At 74.4% G+C, this 15,294-nt stretch carries 17 protein-coding genes and 1 riboswitch; of the genes, 5 read left to right on the plus strand and 12 right to left on the minus strand.

Features of this window, described 5'->3' with window-relative positions; genetic code table 11:
• Nucleotides 1-17: 17 nt before the first annotated feature.
• From J2S22_RS27995 to J2S22_RS28005, 3 genes are all read right to left on the minus strand, one after another.
• Nucleotides 18-785, minus strand: coding sequence for an HvfC/BufC N-terminal domain-containing protein (locus tag J2S22_RS27995; protein ID WP_272777930.1), 768 nt, complete (start codon nt 783-785; stop codon nt 18-20).
• A complete protein-coding gene (bufB, locus tag J2S22_RS28000) occupies nt 782-1,648 on the minus strand; it encodes an MNIO family bufferin maturase (protein WP_272777931.1) in 867 nt (288 codons plus the stop codon). Before bufB ends, J2S22_RS27995 begins: the two co-directional genes overlap by 4 nt.
• A 229-nt stretch (nt 1,649-1,877) precedes the next feature.
• A complete protein-coding gene (locus tag J2S22_RS28005) occupies nt 1,878-2,159 on the minus strand; it encodes a BufA1 family periplasmic bufferin-type metallophore (RefSeq protein WP_272777932.1) in 282 nt (93 codons plus the stop codon).
• A 217-nt stretch (nt 2,160-2,376) separates the two neighbouring features.
• On the opposite strand from J2S22_RS28005, the gene J2S22_RS28010 reads away from it, so the two are divergent.
• The 5 genes from J2S22_RS28010 to J2S22_RS28030 all read left to right on the plus strand — a co-directional run bounded on the left by J2S22_RS28010 (nt 2,377) and on the right by J2S22_RS28030 (nt 4,959).
• Nucleotides 2,377-2,925 (plus strand): sigma-70 family RNA polymerase sigma factor, encoded by a 549-nt coding sequence (locus J2S22_RS28010; protein WP_272777933.1) that lies wholly within the window; start codon nt 2,377-2,379, stop codon nt 2,923-2,925.
• A 57-nt stretch (nt 2,926-2,982) separates the two neighbouring features.
• A complete protein-coding gene (locus J2S22_RS28015) occupies nt 2,983-3,621 on the plus strand; it encodes an NrsF family protein (protein WP_272777934.1) in 639 nt (212 codons plus the stop codon).
• A 112-nt stretch (nt 3,622-3,733) separates the two neighbouring features.
• The gene (locus tag J2S22_RS28020) at nt 3,734-3,970 is read left to right on the plus strand and encodes a hypothetical protein (protein ID WP_272777935.1); all 237 of its coding nucleotides are present in this window, start codon (nt 3,734-3,736) and stop codon (nt 3,968-3,970) included.
• Between the two features lie 176 nt (nt 3,971-4,146).
• On the plus strand, nt 4,147-4,353 hold the full coding sequence (locus J2S22_RS28025) for a hypothetical protein (protein WP_272777936.1): 207 nt from the start codon (nt 4,147-4,149) through the stop codon (nt 4,351-4,353).
• Nucleotides 4,354-4,527: 174 nt separating this feature from the next.
• Nucleotides 4,528-4,959, plus strand: coding sequence for a hypothetical protein (locus J2S22_RS28030; RefSeq protein ID WP_272777937.1), 432 nt, complete (start codon nt 4,528-4,530; stop codon nt 4,957-4,959).
• A gap of 33 nt (nt 4,960-4,992) precedes the next feature.
• Here J2S22_RS28030 and J2S22_RS28035 read toward each other — a convergent pair whose 3' ends face one another.
• The 9 genes from J2S22_RS28035 to J2S22_RS28075 form a co-directional block, all read right to left on the minus strand.
• A complete protein-coding gene (locus J2S22_RS28035) occupies nt 4,993-5,457 on the minus strand; it encodes a hypothetical protein (RefSeq protein WP_272777938.1) in 465 nt (154 codons plus the stop codon).
• A gap of 145 nt (nt 5,458-5,602) precedes the next feature.
• Complete coding sequence (locus tag J2S22_RS28040; RefSeq protein ID WP_272777939.1) at nt 5,603-6,427, minus strand: energy transducer TonB; 825 nt, start codon at nt 6,425-6,427, stop codon at nt 5,603-5,605.
• Complete coding sequence (exbD, locus tag J2S22_RS28045; protein WP_272777940.1) at nt 6,424-6,867, minus strand: TonB system transport protein ExbD; 444 nt, start codon at nt 6,865-6,867, stop codon at nt 6,424-6,426. Before exbD ends, J2S22_RS28040 begins: the two co-directional genes overlap by 4 nt.
• A gap of 12 nt (nt 6,868-6,879) precedes the next feature.
• Nucleotides 6,880-7,935, minus strand: a complete 1,056-nt coding sequence (exbB, locus tag J2S22_RS28050; RefSeq protein ID WP_272777941.1) for a tonB-system energizer ExbB — start codon at nt 7,933-7,935, stop codon at nt 6,880-6,882.
• A 121-nt stretch (nt 7,936-8,056) separates the two neighbouring features.
• Complete coding sequence (locus tag J2S22_RS28055) at nt 8,057-10,075, minus strand: TonB-dependent receptor (RefSeq protein ID WP_272777942.1); 2,019 nt, start codon at nt 10,073-10,075, stop codon at nt 8,057-8,059.
• A gap of 294 nt (nt 10,076-10,369) precedes the next feature.
• A riboswitch (cobalamin riboswitch) is annotated at nt 10,370-10,582 on the minus strand.
• A 123-nt stretch (nt 10,583-10,705) separates the two neighbouring features.
• Nucleotides 10,706-11,797 carry a FecCD family ABC transporter permease gene (locus J2S22_RS28060; protein WP_272777943.1) on the minus strand — a complete coding sequence of 364 codons (1,092 nt, stop codon included), beginning with the start codon at nt 11,795-11,797 and terminating at the stop codon, nt 10,706-10,708.
• Complete coding sequence (locus J2S22_RS28065; RefSeq protein ID WP_272777944.1) at nt 11,794-12,798, minus strand: ABC transporter substrate-binding protein; 1,005 nt, start codon at nt 12,796-12,798, stop codon at nt 11,794-11,796. Before J2S22_RS28065 ends, J2S22_RS28060 begins: the two co-directional genes overlap by 4 nt.
• A gap of 5 nt (nt 12,799-12,803) precedes the next feature.
• Nucleotides 12,804-13,700 carry an ABC transporter ATP-binding protein gene (locus J2S22_RS28070; protein WP_272777945.1) on the minus strand — a complete coding sequence of 299 codons (897 nt, stop codon included), beginning with the start codon at nt 13,698-13,700 and terminating at the stop codon, nt 12,804-12,806.
• A 3-nt stretch (nt 13,701-13,703) separates the two neighbouring features.
• Complete coding sequence (locus J2S22_RS28075) at nt 13,704-15,293, minus strand: cobyric acid synthase (RefSeq protein ID WP_272777946.1); 1,590 nt, start codon at nt 15,291-15,293, stop codon at nt 13,704-13,706.
• Nucleotide 15,294 lies beyond the last annotated feature (1 nt).

Raw genomic sequence — 15,294 nt, forward strand, 5'->3', positions numbered from 1 at the left:
GTGGATGGTGACGTCGGTCATGGCGAGGCCTCCGGGGCGGGCGTGACGGCGGTGGCGAGCCCGCTGCCGATCAGCAGGGCGAGCGCGGCGGTGGGATCGAAGCCGGCGTCGTCGGCGAGCGCCGCCACGGCCGCGTCGGCGATCGCGGCGTCGGCGCGCAAGGCGGCGAGGAAGGCGGCGGCGCCGGGCGGCAGCCGCGTCACCGTGACGTCGAGATGCGGGCGCAGCACCAGCGCGTCCTCGGGCGTGTCGAAGTCGACCGGGCCGAGCGCGGCGGTGCCGCTGTTCATCGCCCAGATGGTCACGACCGGGAAGGGCGAGCGCACGATCGCGGCCGACGGATGCAGGGCGACGCGCAGCGTGCCGAGCGTGGCGGGATCGATCGCGGCGAAATCGCTCGGGCCGAGCGGCACCGCGTCGGCGGCGTGATACGCGCGGGTGCGCGCCGCCTCGAGCCGCGCCACGTCGGCGAGCCACGGCATCCCGGCCGCCGGCGGGAAGTGCTCCAGGAACGCCGGAAAGCCGTCGCCGTAGCGCATCAGCAGCGGCGAGCGCGGCGGATGGGCGCGCACGAAGTCGCGCGCCGTCGCGGCGAAGAAGTCCTCGCCGACGATCTGTTCGGTCGCCGGAAACCGCGCCCGCAGCGCCTCGATCAGCGACGCCGTGACGTTGTTGCGGTAGACCGCGAAGCGCCTTTCGGGATGCCGTGCCGTGTGCGACGTGATCTCGACCGGCAGCGGCCGGCCGGGATCGAGCAGCGCGGCGGCGAAGGGCGCGCCGCTCATGCCGCGTCCTTTCGAGCCGCGACGTCCGCCCGCAGCACCGCCCGCGCCCGCTCGGCCTCGGCGCGCAGCACCGGCCAGTCGGGCACGTCGTTGTCCCATTCGATCAGGGTCGGCAGCGGCCCGGTGCGGGCGATGGTCTTCTCGTACAGCGTCCACACCGGGTCGGCGACCGGGGTGCCGTGGGCGTCGATCAGCAGGGCCGCGCCGGCGTCGTCGCGCGTCTCGGCATGGCCGCCGAGATGGATCTCCTTCACCTGCGCGAGCGGAAACGCGTTCAGATAGTCCTCCGCCGAGGTGCCGTGATTGGTCGCCGAGACGAACACGTTGTTGACGTCGAGCAGCAGCCCGCAGCCGGTGCGCCGCGCCACCTCGCGCAGGAAGTCCGTCTCGGCGATCGTGCTGGTGGCGAACAGCACGTAGGTCGACGGATTCTCCAGCAGCATCTCGCGGCCGAGCGCGGTCTGCACGGCATCGACATGCTCGCACACCCGCGCCAGCGTCGCGGCCGTGTAGGGCAGGGGCAGGAGATCGTTGTAGAAGACCTCGTCGTGCGACGACCAGGCGAGATGCTCTGAGAAGCTCGCCGGCGGATGCCGGTCGCACAGCGTCTTCAGCCGGCCGAGATGCTCCGGGTCGAGCGGCCGCAGCCCGCCGATCGACAGGCCGACGCCGTGGATCGACAGCGCGTATCTGTCGCGCAGCGCCGCCAGCATGGCGTGCGGCGGGCCGCCGGCGCCCATGTAGTTCTCGGCGTGGATCTCGACGAAGCCGAGCGGCGCGGCGTCGGCGAGGAGGCCGTCGAGATGCTGCGGCTTGAAGCCGACGCCGGCATCGGCCGGCAGGGTGGAACGGGCGAAGGTCATGCGAATCTCGTGATTGATGTTGTTTCCACTGAGGTCGGTCCACCCTCCGCTCATTCCCGCGAAAGCGGGACTCCAGAGCCGCACGTCGTGCGGCCTCTGGATCCCCGCCTGCGCGGGGACGAGCGGGCGCTGCTGATTCGTCGCCACTGGAAACGGTCCGGCTCGGAGCCGTGATGCCCGGCGCGGCGGGGGGCGGCCCCGCCGCGCCGGTCCGATCGGCTCGGCCTGATCAGCCGGCCTTGGCGGAGAGCGAGCCCATGCCCTTCGGGGTCTTCATCGTCGTGCAGGTGCCCTTGGCGACGTACTTCCAGGCGTTGCCCTGGTAGTCGACCTTCGACGTGCCGGCGCAGGTGGTGCCCGGCCCGGCGGCGCAGTCGTTCTGGCCCTTGAGGGCGACGCCGTAGCACTTCTCCTTGTCGGAGCCCTGCGCCGCGGCGGGGGCGGCGGCGAGCGACAGCGCGGCGGCGAACGAGGTCGCGAGCACGGCGGCGAGGGCGGGCTTGGTGGTCATCGGAGGTCTCCCGTGAGAAGGTGGGTCCGTCGCGGCGGCCTCCCGGGCGCGCCGCAGGCGGGCCTGAGCGGCCGGCCGTATCGGCTCTTACGCGGACGGCGGTCGCCCGTTACGTCCTCACGCGCCTGTGTTCGCGACGCGACTGCGGTCACGGTGTCGTGTAAAGAACGGCACGGCATGTAACGGCGCGGGGGCGGCGCCCGAAGGACCGTCACGGGTGAGCAGGGACGACGACGACTGGAGCCGTCTGATGCGGCTGGCGATGGCGGGCGACGGAGCGGCCTACGACCGCTGCCTGCGCGGCATGGCCGTGCGGCTGCGCGGCGGCGTGCGCCGGGCGATCATGCGGGCCGGGCTCGCCGCGAGCGACGCCGAGGACGTCGTGCAGGAGATCCTGCTCGCCGTCCATCTCAAGCGCCACACCTGGGACGCGGCCCGGCCGATCGGGCCCTGGCTGGCGGCGATCGCCCGGCACAAGACCATCGACGCGATCCGCCGCCGCGGCGGCCGCGCCGGGGTGCCGCTCGACGACGTGGTCGACACGCTGCCGGCGCCGTCCGAGGAGCCGGCGATCCGCGAGACCGAGCTGGTCCGTGCGCTGGAGCGCCTGCCGGCCGGCGAGCGTGCCGCCGTCACCGCGATCGCGGTCGACGGCGCCAGCTTTTCGGATGCCGCGCGAAAGCTCGGCACCAGCGAAGGGGCGCTGCGGGTGGCGCTGCATCGCGGCCTGGCGCGGCTCGGCCGCACCGCCCACGAACGCACCTGAGAGACACACCCGAGAGAGACTTGGCACGCGAGAGACGACCGAGAGAGACCCGACCCGATGAAGACCGACGATCTGGTGAGAGCCCTGGCGGCGGATGCCGCGGTCCGCGAGCGGCCGCTCGCGGTCGCCCTGCCGGTGGCGGCGGCGGCGGGCCTCGCCGTCGCCCTCGCGCTGTTCGCCGTGGCGCTCGGGCCGCGCCCCGACATCGCCACCGCGGCGCAGACCCTGCGCTTCGTCCTCAAGCCGGTCGAGATGGGGCTGTTCGCCATCGTCGCCGTCGTGCTGGCGGTCCGGCTGGCCGAGCCGGGGGCGCCGGTGCGCCGGCTGGTCGCCGGCCTCGCGGCGCCGGCCGGCCTGCTCGGCGTCGCGGTCACGGCCGAGCTCGCCACCGTGCCGTCGGCCGAGTGGGGCCGCCGGCTGGTCGGCACCAATGCCCGGGTCTGCCTGGTCAGCATCCCGCTGCTCGCCGCCCCCGTGCTGGTGGCGAGCCTGTGGGCGCTGCGGCGCGGCGCGCCGGTGCATCCGGCCGGCGCCGGGGCGGCGGCGGGGCTGTTCAGCGCCAGCGTGGCGGCCGCCCTCTACGCTCTGCACTGCGGCGACGACTCGCCGCTGTTCGTCGCCACCTGGTACTCGCTCGCCACGGTCCTGGTGGTGGCGGCGGGCGCGCTCGCCGGCCGCCGGCTGCTGCGCTGGTAGCGGCGCCCGGCCGGGCGTCCGGTCCCCCGGCGGAACAATCGCCCGGGGCGGCTCTTTGGAGATCCGTCGCGGCCCGCATCGCGCCGCCGCTTCCCGATCCGAGGAGACGCGCATGGAGACCGATCGCCGTTCCGCCCACGCCAGCCCCGATCGCCTGGAGAGGATCCTCGGCTCCGCCGTGGTCGCAGTGTGGGGCCGCCTGCCGCAGGACGTCCAGCACGACCTGTTCGAGGAGGCGGTACTGGCCGGCCACCGCAGCGAGCGCCGGGCCGGCGAGCCCGACGAGGGCCTGCGCGAATCGCTCGCCATCTTCCTGCACGACCATCATTTCCGCACCGCCGACGCGTGACGGGCGGCGCGGGTCCCCCGGCGCGGCCGGTGGCGCTCCGCCGGCGCGCGCCGGCCGGGGTCTGCAACCGGAAAGCTTTCGTTAACCATGTCGCCTGCACCCTGGGGGACCGGTCGGGGAGGGGCGACATGCGGCGATCGTGCGGACTGCGGGGACGCCTGTGCGGAGCCGCGCTGATGGCCGGGGTCGCCCTGGGGGCGGCGGGCTGCACCACGGCGGGGTCGTCGGCGGGGATCTCGGCGACGGCGCCGCGCGCCGTGTCGGCCGCGCGCACCGGCACGCCGGCGGCTCGCACGGTCGCGGTCCGCACGGCCGCGGTCCGCGGCACGGCGCCGCGTCCGGCGGCCTCCTCCCGCATGATCACGATCGGTGCCGGCTACTGAGGGGCCGCGGTCCGCCGCCGCGGCGCGCCGGCGCAGCGGTTCCTTCACCCCGTTCGCATCCGGTTGGTTTCGCGATGTTGCCCGCCGCCGCCCGGGCCTTTTCGACGGCGCCGCCCCGGCGTTAGGGTGACGGTCGCCGCAGTTGCGCCGCACGCCGGCGGCAGAAGGATCGCCATGCGCCGTCTCTCTCCGATTCTCGTCGCCCCGCTCGCCGCCGTCCTGCTCGGCCTGCCGCCCGCCGCGGCGGCGCCGGCCGCCGATCCGGCCGCGGCCGGGCCGCAGGCCTCCGCTCCCGCGGCGGGGAGCCCCAGGGCCGCCGCCAAGAGCCCGGCCCGCAAGCGGACCAGCGTCACGGTGCGGCGCTCGCGCGGCTACGGCTTCCTGCCCGGCTACGAGCCGCCGCAGCAGCGCAGCGCCTATCGCGGGCCGGATTCCTGGGTGGCGCGCCCTTACGGGCCGGGCCGCCGCTATCTCACCCCGGGTGGCTGGCAGTGGGTCTACGGCTGGGGCGGCGCCCGCTTCTACCAGGGCCGCTGGAACGGCGGCGGCTTCGGCCCGTGCTGGACCGACACGCCGATCGGCCCGGTGTGGAACTGCGGCAAGTGATCCGGGCCTGATCCCGGCGCCTCTCCGATCCCGCTACTTCCCCGGTTCCGGCGGCACGTCGCGCATGCGCGTGCAGGCGGTCTCGCGCGGCAGGCAGGCGGGCCCGGGGTTGGAGCAGACCGGCGCTCCGCCGTCCCCCTTCGCACAGGTGACGCAGCCGTCGCCCCAGGCGAGGCAGGCCGGATTGCGATCCCCGAACGCCTGCACGGCGAGGCGCTCCGCCTCGGCGGCGTCGGCCGCCCCGGCATCCGCCGGGGGTGCGTCCGCGCCGGGCGCCGGCGCCGCGCCGGGCTCCGGTGCCGCCCCGGGTCCCGGTGCCACCCCGGGTCCCGGTGCCGCCCCGGGCGCCGGGGCAGGGGCCGGGGGCCCCGGCTGCAGCGCGTCGAGATCGGCCGGCCCCGGCAGGTCGGCGGCGAGGCCGCGGCCGGCCGGCAGCCCGGCCGCGCCGAGCAGGAGCACGCCGATCATCAGCGGTGAGACGAATCGCAGGGTCCGCATCGAGGTCCTCGGGGCCGTGACGATGGCGCCGCGCCGGACCGAATCCCGCCCGGCCGCGCGGCCGCCGCGACCCTAGAGCATGTCCGGCCGAAATGGAGCCCGGTTCGGCGCGGCGCGCCGCCGATGCCGCGCCGTCCTGCCGTGCTCACCGCACGTTGAAGCGGATCGGCACGGTCAGGCGGATGCGGCTGCCGCCGACGCCGGGCGGCGGCGCCGGGACCGGGCTGGCGCGGCGGGCCAGCGCCGTCGCCTCGCGGTCGAGGGCGGCGGAGCCGGACGAGCGCCCGAGCGACGCCGAGATCACGCCGCCGCTGCGGTCGATCGAGAACACCAGCACGACGATGCCGCTCTCGTTGCGGGCCCGCGCCTCGGACGGGTAGGTCTTGTGGCGGTTGAGATGCGCCGCGACCCGGCCCTGCCAGCTCGCGAGGCTCGCGCCGCCGCTGCCGGCGCCCGGCGCCGGGGCGGCGATCCGGGCCGCCGCTGCCTGCCGGGGCGGTGCGCCGCTGTTCTGCCGCGGCGGCGGCTTGCGGCGCTTCGGCTTCCGCTCGCGCGTCCGGTCGGTCGTCTGCTCCGGCCGGCGGGGCGGCTCGACGACGGGCGGCGGCTCGCTCGGGATCACCACGGCGGCCGGCGGCGTCGGCGGCGGCTCCGGCAGCGGCACGGGCTCCTCGGTCTCCTCCGCCTCGCGCTCGGGCTCCGGCGGCTGCTCGACCGGCGGGACCGGCTCCGGCGGCTCCGGGAGTGCCGCCTGCTCGACGACGGGCCCCGGCGCGAGGTCGGCCGTGGTCTCGGTCGGCGCCTGCACCAGCGGGGCGAGGTCGATGGCGATCGCCGGAACGGCGGCGCCGGCGGCGTCGCTCGACCGCGCCATGACGACCGCCACCACGGCCGCGGCGTGACAGGCGAGCACCAGGACGAAGGCGGCGCCCCAGCGGGCGAGCTCGCGGCGATCGTCGAGACCGGTCATGGCGGGCTGCCGCTCCCGCCCGGCGCGAGCTCGAGCCCGACCAGCGCCACCTTCAGATAGCCGGCGGCGCGCAGCGCGTTCATCACCTCCATCAGGTCGCCATAGGCGACCGCCTTGTCGGCGCGCACGAAGACGCGCTGCTCGCGATCGCCGCCGGTGGCGCCGTCGAGCGCCGCCGCGAGGCCGCCGGAGGCCACCGGCGTCTCGCCGAGCATCAGGGACAGATCGGTCTTCAGGGTGAGGAACAGCGGCTTGTCCGGCCGCCGCTGGCGCTCGACATTGCTGCCCGGCAGGTCGACCGGCACGTCGACGGTGGCGAGCGGCGCCGCGATCATGAAGACGATCAGCAGCACCAGGATCACGTCGATGAACGGCGTGACGTTGATCTCGTGCAGGACCTCGTCGTCCGCGTCGGCGTCGCGCTGCAGGAAGCCGGCCATGCGGGCGTCTCCTCAGCGCGGCCGGACCGGGCCGCGGTCGCGCGCCGCGGTGCCGGCCGTCTCCGTTCCCGGCGTCTGCCCGGCCCGGTCGAGATCGCGCCCGACCACCCGCAGGATCTCGGTCGCGAGGCCGTCGAGTGCCGCCCGCTGGCCGGCGATGCCGCGGCTCGCCGCGTTGTAGATGACCACGGCCGGGATGGCGGCGAACAGGCCGAGCGCGGTGGCGAGCAGCGCCTCGGCGATCCCCGGTGCGACGACCGCGAGATTGGTGGTCTGCGCCCGCGAGATGCCGACGAAGCTGTTCATGATGCCCCACACCGTGCCGAACAGGCCGACGAAGGGCGCCGTCGCCCCGACGGTCGCCACCGCGCCGAGGCCGCGCCGCATCCGCCGCACGGCGTCGGCCACCCTCTGCGACAGAACCAGCCCGACCCGCTCCTTGATGCCGTCGCCGGCGAGGCCGTGCGACAGCGCGACCTCCGTCGCGGCCGCGGCGGCCAGCGCCGCGGCGGTGCCGCCGGCCCTGTCGAACGCCGCCCCGGCGTCCGCGAACGTGACGATGCCCGGAAGGGCCGCCCGTGCCGTCGCGAGGCGGCGGCGCTCGCCGCGGAACTCCATCGTCTTGGCGGCGAACACGGTCCAGGTCAGCACCGAGGCGGCGGCGAGCCCGGCCATCACGATCTTCACCACGATGTCGGCGGCGAGGAACATGCCCCACGGCGACAGGTCGCGCGGCAGCGTCCCGGGCTCGACCGCGACCGCGGGCGGCGACACGGCCGGCTCCCCCGGTACGGCCGCGTCCGCCGGTGCGGTCGCGTCGGCGGGCCCGGGACCCTGCACCACGGGTGTCGGCGCCGCGGTCGGCGCCGCGGCCGGGGTCGCGTCCTGCACCGCCGCGCCCGGTGCCGATGCGGCCGGCGGCACGGCAGGACCGGCGGCGCGGTCGCCCGCCGCGGTCGCGTCCCTCTCCTCGGCCGGCGCCGTCACGGGAGCGAGCACGAGGGCGAGCACGAGCAGGCCGGCGCGCACGGCCCGGACACGGCGGCTGGACTTGCGATGGAACGGCACGAGACGACCTCCACTGACGACATGACGACGCACTGGGTCGGCGCGCCCTTCGGGGCGGAGGGGAACGGGCGCGCCGACCCGCGGGCCGCCTCGGGGACGGGGCGACCCGCTCCCGCGCGGATCAGAAGGTGATCCGCAGCGAGACCTCCGCCGCGCGCGGACTGCCGAGCACCCAGGCGGTCGTCCCCTTGCCGGTGACGGCGTAGACCTCGTCGAGCAGGTTGTAGAGCCGCAGGCTCAGCTTGACGTTGTCGCGCGGCTTGTAGTCGATGCCGGCGTTGACGACGTGATACTCGGGCAGCAGATACAGGTTGGCCGCGTCGGCGTAGCGCGCCCCGACATACTGGACGCCGGCCCGCGCCTCCCAGCCGGGCAGGAACGCCCAGGTGACCCAGGCGTTGGCGGAGCTGTTCGGCACGTTGACGGGCCGGTTGCCGGCCCGCGACACGGAGACGCCGGACACAGCCTCGCTGAAGTCGTCGTACTGCGCCTTCAGCACGGTGCCGTTCGCCTCGATGCGCCAGCCGTGCGGCAGCCGCAGCGCCATCGAGGCCTCGATGCCGCGCGACGACTGCTCGCCGACCTGCACGCTGACGGTCGGGTTGTTGATGTCGGCGGTGAGCAGGTTGTTCTTGACGATGTGATAGGCGGCGAGCGTCCACTCGCCGCGCCCCTCCCAGAACGACTGCTTGACGCCGGCCTCGACCTGGCGGCCGGTCGACATCTGATAGTCCTTCTGCGCGACGGACGTGCTGATCACGTTGCCGATCGGATCGACCCCGGTGGCGTACTGGGCGTAGAGGGCGAGCCCCGGGATCGCCTCGTAGACGGCGCCGGTCCGCCAGGTCGTCGCCGAGAACTCGCGCTCGAAGCTGGTGCCGGCGACGAGGTCGTCGCGCCGCACCGTCGGCGCCTCGTGCCGCAGCCCGCCGATGATCGACAGCCTGTCGGTGAGGACGAGCCGGTCCTCGGCGAACACGGCATACTGGCGGGTGTCCGACTCGTAGCGCGGATAGGTGCCGGCGAGATTGACGAACAGCCCGGGGTCGAACACCCACGGGTTCACCGTGCTGGTGCCGCCGTAGGGCGAGTTGTTGGTGTGCTTGAACGTGATGACGTTGGCCTCGGCGCCGACCACCAGCTCGTTCTTCAGCCCGAACAGGTGGCCCTTGAAGGTCGCGTCGGCGCGGTTCCCCCACTGCTCCTCGTCGTGGACGATCTCGATGTAGCTCGACCGCTTGATCGAGCCCGTCGCCTGGTCCCAGGCGTAGGTCTCGACGTCCTTCCAGTGCCGGTGGGTGGTCAGCCGGTAGGCCGTGTTGCGCAGCGTGACGCTGTCCGACAGCGCCCACTCGGCCTTGAGCTGGGTCCAGTTGTCCTCGTAGGAGATGGCGGAATCGCCGACATTGTAGTTCCTGAACCGCACGCTCTCGTCGAGCCGGCCTCCGATCAGCGGCGTGCCGAAGTAGCGCAGCGGCTCGCGGTATCCGTAGTCGTTCGACAGCGTGAAGGAGAGGTCGGACCGCGGCTGCCAGCGGATCGCGCCCGAGACGGCGGCGTTGGAGAACTCGCCGTTCTCGTCGAGCCAGCCGTCGGACCGGCTGCCGACGGCGTCGAGCCGATAGGACAGCGTCTCGTCGATCGGGCCGCCGCTGCCGATGGCCGCCCGCCAGGTGCCGAACGAATCCCAGCTCGCCATCGCCTCGTTCTGCCGGGTCGAGGTCGGCTTCTTCGGGACGACGTTGATCACGCCGCCGATCGCGCCCTCGCCGTAGAGGACCGAGGCGGGGCCGCGCAGCACCTCGATGCGGTCGACCGTCCAGGTGTCGAACGGGAACGTCACGGTGCCGGCGCCGACATAGAGCCGCGTCCCGTCGTAGAGCTGCATGACCGAGCCGTGGCCGGCGAAGCCGCGGCTGACGAGCGCGCTGCCGCCGTTGCCGGGCGCGGCGATCGAGGTGATGCCGGTGGCGTTCTGCGTGATCGCGTCGATCACGTTGGTCTGGCCGCGGTCGACGATGGTCTCGCGCGGGATGATGTCGACGCTCGCCGGCGTCTCCAGCGGCGTGAGATTCAGGCGGCTGCCGGTCGATGCCGGCACCGTGAGGTTGAGGCCCGGCTGCAGGGCCTGCCCGGTCACGTCGATCGGGTCGATCGGGATCGCGGCGCCGGTCTGCTCCTGCGCCAGCGTGCGCGAGCCCGCCGCGGACGCGACGAGCAGAAGGGCCGCGGACGCGGCGACGGACGTGGAGGATCGGAGGACAGAAGACCGGAGGAGATAAGACCGGACGAGAGGCGGTCGGGACGCACAGGAGTTCGACATCGGGACCTTCGCGGCAACGCCGAGTGGCACGTCACCGCGAAAAATGTTTCCCCGACGCCGCGACCGGCGGCCGGTTCGATCATCACCAGGACACCCCGCCCGGTGCATTCGCGCGTGACCACGGCGACGGCAGGTCTCCTGGCTCGCGGGTCGTCGTCGTTCCGTCGCCTTCCCGGGACCCGAAATCCCAGTGGCGGATGACGGAAGACTCGCCGCTCACAGTTGCGGGGGCAGCCGCGGATTCGAGCCTGTCTCCTCTCGGATCGAAGCTCTCACCGCGTTCCCTTTTGATCCCCGAGGGGAACCGTCGCGGGGACTATAGGCATCGCGCGGAGACAGCGTCAATCAGCAAGCAGACACTCGGAGCCGGCGATGCACAGTCGGATCGTGATCCGTCGCCGCGGAGCGACGTTCGATCCACCTCCGAACGTGAAAACGGCACGTGAGTCACGACGGCGCCCGGCGCCGCACCAGCCACAGGAAGAAGACGCCGCCGATCAGCGACGTCATAACGCCGAGCGGGATCTCGCGCGGCGCGAACGCGGCGCGCGCCGCGACGTCGACCCACACCAGGAACACGGCGCCGAGCAGCGCGGCGACCGGAAGCAGCACCCGCAGGTTTCCGCCGAGCACCAGTCGCACGACGTGAGGCAGCACGAGCCCGACGAAGCCGATGCCTCCGGCGGCCGAGACGATCGCGCCGGTCATCAGCGCCGTCACCACGAAGATCTCGGCGCGCAGCGCCGACACGTCGATGCCGAGCGTCCGCGCCGCGTCGTCGCCGAGCGCCAGCGCGTTGATCCGCTCGGCGCGCAGGATCAGCCACGCCGTGCCGCAGAGGGTGACGCCGCACGGCACCGGGACGTTGCTCCATCGCGCGTTCGCGAGGCCGCCCATCATCCAGAACAGCGCCGATTCGGCGCCGCGGTTGACCGTGGTGACGATCATGAAGCTGGTGATCGCGTGGAGCACGAAGGCGACCGCGACGCCGGTGAGCACCAGCCGCTCGCTGCTCGTGCGGCCGGCCCGGTCGCGCGCCGCGGCGAACACCACCGCCATCGCGACCATCGCACCGGCGAAGGCCGCGGCCGGCAGCGTCAGCGGGCCGGCGAACGGACCGGCGTGCAGGATCACCAGCACGGCGCCGACCGAGGCGCCCGCCGAGATGCCGAACAGATACGGATCGGCGAGCGGATTGCGGGTGAGCACCTGGAGGGTCGCGCCGATCGCCGAGAGGCCGGCGCCGGCGGCGGCGCCGAGCAGCACGCGCGGCAGGCGCAGCTCCCACACGATGGCGCGCTCCGCCGGTCCGAACGCCGCGACGGCCGCCGCCCCGCCCGGCCACAGCTCCGCCCCGAGGATCGCGACCACGGAATCGACCGGCACCGCGACGGCGCCGAGCCCGACCGCGACCGTCGCCGACACCAGCAGCGCGACGGCGAGCACGCCGCAGGCCACCGGACCGACCGCGCGACGGCGCGCCGCCGCGCTGCTGGTGACGGCGACCGGCCGTGTCTCCTCGCGGCCGACCGTGGTCATTCGAACAGCTCCGGATGGACGGCGCGCGCCACCCGCTCCACCGCGCCGACGGTGCGGGTCGAGGGCGTCTGCTCGGCATAGGTGACGAACACGAACTGCCGCCTGCGGATCGCCTCGACATGGGCGAGCTCGGGAACCGAGGTGAGATAGGCGACGATCCGCGCGGTCGGGATACGATGGTCGCTGATCAGGATCCATTGCGGATCGCGCTTCGCCACCTCCTCCCAGCTCACCCGGACATAGCTGTCCGCGATGTCGTCGAAGATGTTGCGACCGCCGGCGAGCGTCATCAGCACCGAGGTCATTCCCTCCGCCCCGACCGAGACGGGCGGCGCCGGCGTGTCGCAATCGAAGCAGTACATCATCCGCGGCCGGCGGCCGGCGGCCGCGGTGCGCGCCGTCACGGCGGCGATCCGCCGTCGGAAGTCGGCGACCATCGTCTCGGCCCGCTCGCGCACCCCGAAGATCGCGCCGAGCGCGAGAATGTCGGCGTAGAGCATCTCGATGCCGGCCGGCTCGCGGCGGCCGATGCGGATGCAGCTCTCGCGCAACGCGTAGGTGCGGATGCCGAAGGTCGCGAGGGCCTCGGGCGTCAGGCCGGTCGCGGCGCTGAAGCCGTAGCTCCAGCCGGCGAACACGAAGTCCGGCGTCTCGCCGAGCACGGTCTCGAGCGTCGGCCGGTGGGCGAACTGGCGCAGGCCCGCGATCACCGCGGGCGGGCCGACCAGATGGCGCTCGGCCCCGGCGATGCCGGAGACGCCGACGACGCGGTCGGCGAGGCCCAGGTCGATCACGGTCTGCACCATGTTGACGTCGTTCACCAGGGCGCGCCGCGGCGGCGCCTCGAACCGCACCGTGTCGAAGCAACTCGCGACCTCGACCGGGAACGGCTGCGCGGTCGCCGGACAGGCCGCGGCGGCGAGCAGCGCCGCCGCGACGGCCGCCACGGCCGCCACGGCCGCGACGGCCGCGGCGGATCGCGCGAGTCGGCGGCGCGGCATCCTCGTCATCCCTGAAGCGGCTCCAGCTCGATGCGCAGGCGGCCGGTGTGCGGATCCGCCGTCACCCGGGCCGCGACCGCGTAGACCTCCTGCAGGCGCTCGGCGGTGAGGACCGCGGCGGGCGGGCCGTCGGCGACGACGCGGCCGTCCGCCATCAGCAGCACGCGGTCGCACCAGCGGGCGGCGAGGTCGATCTCGTGCAGCACCGCGACGACCGTGATGCCGAGGCGGCGCACCAGGCCGAGCACGGCGAAGCGGTGGCGGACGTCGAGATGATTGGTCGGCTCGTCGAGGAGCAGGATGTCGGGCTGCTGCGCCACGGCGCGGGCGATCGTCACGCGCTGGCGCTCGCCGCCCGACAGCGTCTCGATCGAGCGGTCGGCGAGGTCGTCGAGGCCGAGCCGGCGGATGCTGTCCGTCACCACGGCGTCGTCCGCCGCACCGGCGCCGGCCAGCATCGAGGGGCGGTGCGGCAGGCGGCCCATGGCGACGATGTCGCGCACCGTGAAGCCGAGCGCGCCGGTCGCGTCCTGGCCCTGCAGGGCGAGCCGGCGGGCCAGCGCGGCGGGCGGGATCGTCCCCAGCCCGAGGCCGTCGATCGCGACGCCGCCGGCGGAGGGCGCGCACAGGCCGGCGAGGCAGCGCAGCAGCGTGCTCTTGCCGCAGCCGTTCGGTCCGAGGATTCCGACGACCTCGCCGGCCCGCACCGAGAAGGAGATGCCGTGGAGAATCTCCCGGCCGCCGAGCCGGCAGTGCAGCCGCTCGACCCGGAGCCGCACCGCGTCCGCCGGGGCGCCGCGGCCCTCGTCGCGGCCGTGGTCGCCCCCGTCGTCGGGGCCGGCGGGCCGCGGCGGCCCGTCGCCCGGCCCCCGGGCCGGCGGATGCGGGTGCGGCTCGCCCATGGATCACCGCGCCAGCGCGAGCAGGGCGTCGAGATCGAGGTTCTGCTCGCAGTGGTCGGCGAGCGCCTCGATCGCCGCCTCGGTCCGCTGCGCGAAGTCGAGGCCGGAGGCCTGCGCGCCGACGGACCGGAGCCAATGGCTGCGGAACCCATCGGCTCCGAACAGGCCGTGCACATAGGCGCCGGCGACGCGGCCGTCGGCCGACACGGCGCCCTCGGGGCGCGCCTCGCCGGTGCCGTCGTCGAGCCGCAGCCACGGCCGCGCGAGGCCCGGCCCGCTGGTGCGGCCCATGTGCATCTCGTAGCCGGTGACGCGGCAGCCGCTGACGCGGTCCACCGCGTCGATGTCGACGAGGCGCTTGTCGCCGCCGATCTCGGTCTCGACGTCGAGCAGGCCGAGGCCTTCGGTCTCGCCGGGCGGGCCTTCGATGCCCTGCGGGTCGCGCACCACGCGGCCGAGCATCTGGAAGCCGGCGCACAGGCCGACGACCCGGCCGCCGCGCCGCGCATGGGCGAGAATGTCGATGTCCCAGCCCTCGCGGCGCAGCCCGTCGAGATCCGCGCGGGTCGCCTTCGAGCCCGGCAATATGATCACGTCGGTGTCGGCCGGGATCGGGTTGCCGGGCTGGACGAAGCGCAGCGCCACGCCCGGCTCGGCGGCGAGCGGATCGAGGTCGTCGAAATTGGCGATGCGCGAGAGGCGCGGCACCGCGACGGCGAGGCCGCGCCCGCCGAGCTCGGCCGGGCGCTCGAGCGCCAGCGAATCCTCGGCCGGCAGCCGGTCGGCGGTCGGGAACCAGCGCAGCACGCCGAGGAACGGCCAGCCGGTCTGCTCCGTGATGGTCCGCACGCCCGGCTCGAACAGCGAGAAGTCGCCGCGGAACTTGTTGACGATGTAGCCGACCACGCGGGCGCGGTCGGCCGGATCGAGCAGCGCGTGGCTGCCGACGATCGCCGCCATGGTGCCGCCGCGGTCGATGTCGGAGAGGATCACGACCGGCAGGTCGGCCGAGGCGGCGAGATGCATGTTGGTGATGTCGGAGGCGCGCAGATAGATCTCGGCGCCCGAGCCGGCGCCCTCGACCAGCACCAGGTCGGCCTCGGCGCGCAACCGGTCGAGGCTGTCGAGGATCGCCGGCATCATGCCGTGGCGCATGCGGTGATAGATGCGGGCCGGGCAGTTGCCGAGCACGCGCCCGCGCAGCACCACCTGCGAGCCGATGTCGGTCTGCGGCTTGAGCAGCACCGGGTTCATGTGGATCGACGGCGCCGCGTTGCAGGCGCGCGCCTGCAGATGCTGGGCCCGGCCGATCTCGCCGAACACGATGGCGCCGTCCGGCCCGGGCGGGAGGTCGCTGTCGGCCGCGACGGCGGCGTTGTTGCTCATGTTCTGCGCCTTGAACGGCCGCACCACGAGGCCGCGGCGCGTGAAGGCGCGGCAGAGGCCGGCCACCACCATGCTCTTGCCGACGTCCGAGGCGGTGCCCTGGATCATCAGGCTGCGGGCGCGGCGCGGCAGAGGGGCGGGGGCGGGCGTGAAGGCGATGCGGGAGACGAGCCCGGCGATCTGCTGGGCGGCAATGTCGATGGTCATG

Origin of the sequence: Rhodoplanes tepidamans (assembly GCF_030813915.1) — a bacterium.
Taxonomy (GTDB): domain Bacteria; phylum Pseudomonadota; class Alphaproteobacteria; order Rhizobiales; family Xanthobacteraceae; genus Rhodoplanes; species Rhodoplanes tepidamans.